Source organism: Oleiphilus sp. HI0128 (assembly GCF_001635365.1).
Map to the genome: position 1 here is coordinate 1 of NZ_LWGG01000923.1, position 2,721 is coordinate 2,721.

The 2,721-nt window shown below is 41.7% G+C and carries 2 protein-coding genes; both read left to right on the forward strand.

The features are described from left to right. Positions 1-1,031, forward strand: a 1,031-nt coding sequence (locus A3763_RS15035; protein WP_156495106.1) for a Tn3 family transposase, incomplete at its 5' end; no start/stop codon positions are given. 370 nt (positions 1,032-1,401) lie between these two features. Next, positions 1,402-2,562 (forward strand): IS4 family transposase, encoded by a 1,161-nt coding sequence (locus A3763_RS15040; RefSeq protein ID WP_068633251.1) that lies wholly within the window; start codon positions 1,402-1,404, stop codon positions 2,560-2,562. Positions 2,563-2,721: the final 159 nt, after the last annotated feature.

The following is a 2,721-nucleotide window of genomic DNA, read 5'->3' on the forward strand; positions in this document are numbered from 1 at the left end:
AGCTGCTGCACGTTAGAAATCAATTTGTACATAAAGACAGCCTTCGCGCGGCTATTCGAGATGTGGTAAACGCAACGTTAAGAGCACGAAACCCTGATATTTGGGGAGAAGGTACCACTGCTTGTGCATCAGACTCTAAGAAGATCGGGGCTTGGGATGCAAATCTATTAACCGAGTGGCATATCCGTTACCAAGGAAGAGGGGTTATGATTTATTGGCATGTGGAGAAAAACTCTACCTGCATTTATTCACAACTTAAACGCTGCTCGTCGTCAGAAGTCGCATCAATGATTGAAGGTGTATTGCGTCACTGCACTGATATGGAAGTAAACAAACAATTTGTTGATTCCCATGGTCAAAGTGAAGTTGGCTTTGCTTTTTGTCACCTACTGGGTTTTGATTTGCTTCCAAGACTCAAAGCTCTTGCATCACAAAAACTATCGTTAACGGGAGAAGAAACCCCGAACCAATACGACAACCTTCAACCAATTTTAAAGAAACAGCCCATCAACTGGAACCTTATATCTCAGCAATACGATGAAATGATCAAATACACGACAGCACTAAAACAAGGTAATGCTGACCCGGAATCTATTCTTCGTCGTTTTACTCGAAACAATGTTCAACACCCAACTTATAAGGCATTGGCTGAGCTGGGTAGAGTCATTAAAACGATCTTTCTTTGCCGATATATTGGTTCAGAAGAACTTAGGAGAGAAATTCACGAAGGCTTGAATGTAGTTGAAAACTGGAACAGCGCTAATTCATTTATTTTCTACGGTAAAAGTGGAGAAATTGCGACAAACTCAACAAAAGATCAGGAAATATCAATACTCTCGCTACATCTACTGCAAAGCTGCCTGGTTTACGTCAACACATTGATGATTGAAGATGTGCTATCCGATAACGCGATACGTTCGAAACTGATACCTGAAGACTATCGGGCATTAAGCCCTTTGATATATAGCCATATCAACCCGTACGGATTATTTACTCTGGATATGAGTGATCGCATAGCTTTTGCGGCTTAGAGACGCTGAATTATAAATTGAAGATAAAGGTCATCAGTAAGCAGCTGCCGTCTTGGTTCGCTTCAGACGATTAGCGGACCATTATCTGGTGGCTTCTGTGAATCAGTATAGGTCACTGGTACGCATGTCAAAATTGGCCTAATAATCATCCTCGTATGAAGGTTATGGCCATTTGCATCACGGTCATTGAGGACCTTTTCTGTGCCGGGATGACGGATAGCAAAGGTGAGAAGGACTGTATTGAAAGTAGTACGGTATTTCACTAGTGTCCGGTTAAAAAAAGTGAACGGGCTTTAAGAAGCCTGAATCCATTGACATGCGGTAAAATAGCAGTTGTCGAGACAGCAATTTCACCACAAAGGATTCAGGCTTGAAACATCGTAACACCGTCTTCCATCAGCTTCTAAATTTTTTACCTCGTCACCGGTTCCAAGCTACCGTTGACCGTTATAAGGGTGACCATCGAACACGCAGCCTAAATTGCTGGGATCAACTGATTGCATTATTGTTTTGCCAGCTATCAGGCAGGCAGTCTTTGCGGGATCTTGAGGATAGCTTTAACAGTAAACAGGCCCATCATTACCATCTGGGAACACGAGCCATAAGGCGTTCATCCTTATCTGATGCCAACAAAAATCGACCCGTTGCTATCTTTCAGGAAACGTTCTTTTTTCTGTTGGGAAAAGTGAGAGCACATATTCCAAGCAAAGAAACTAGTGACATGGTAAGGCTTATTGATTCCACGACCATTGACTTAAATTTGAATCAATTTGAATGGGCTAAATTTCGCTCCACAAAGGCAGGTATTAAGCTACATACGGTCTATGATCCAAAGGCAGATGTACCCACCTATTTTGAGATGACTCATGCCAAGATCAATGACCGTAAAGCACTCACAAACTTGCCCATGATGTCAGGAGTAATCTACGTGGTAGACCGCGCCTACAATGACTATGGCTGGTATTACTCCTTAGATCAGATGGGCTCCACGTTTGTGGGAAGACTGAAAAGTAATGCATGTTATGAAGTGATCGAGACCAGAAAAACCAGGACTGAGTCAGTGCTATCGGATGAGGTTATTCAGTTAAGTTCGGATCAGGCAAAAGAAGATTGCCCGATCCCTTTAAGACGCATTACATTCAAGAGAGAAGAAGATCAGAAAGTCCTTGTTTTTATCAGTAATGACCTGAAGCGTAGCGCTGAAGACATTGCTGATCTTTATAAGCAGCGCTGGCAAATTGAGTTATTCTTCAAGTGGATTAAACAGAACCTGAAGATCAAACGTTTTCTGGGAAGAAGTGAAAATGCGGTGATGATCCAGGTACTTGTGGCAATGATTGCTTACTTGCTATTGAAGTTAACTCAGCTTGGCATTCAATGTGGATTTTCGCTCCAAAAAATAGCGAGGTTAATGAGCCTAAATCTGACTAGCCGGAGGTTAATAGAGGAGTTACTTCATCCTGATCCGGGTAGAAAAAAAGACGGCCGAAAAATAACACCTCAGTTAGAACTGGAGATTAGTTATGTTTAACCGGACACTAGTGACGGTATTTGAAAAAAAACTTTTCATCACTACACTTTAATTACCTACAATAGCAATTCAATAAGCATAGAAAGGGATAGTAGTGCGGACAATAAAAATCTTTCTCATAATTACTGGTTTATTTCTTCTCCCCCAAGCACAAGCATC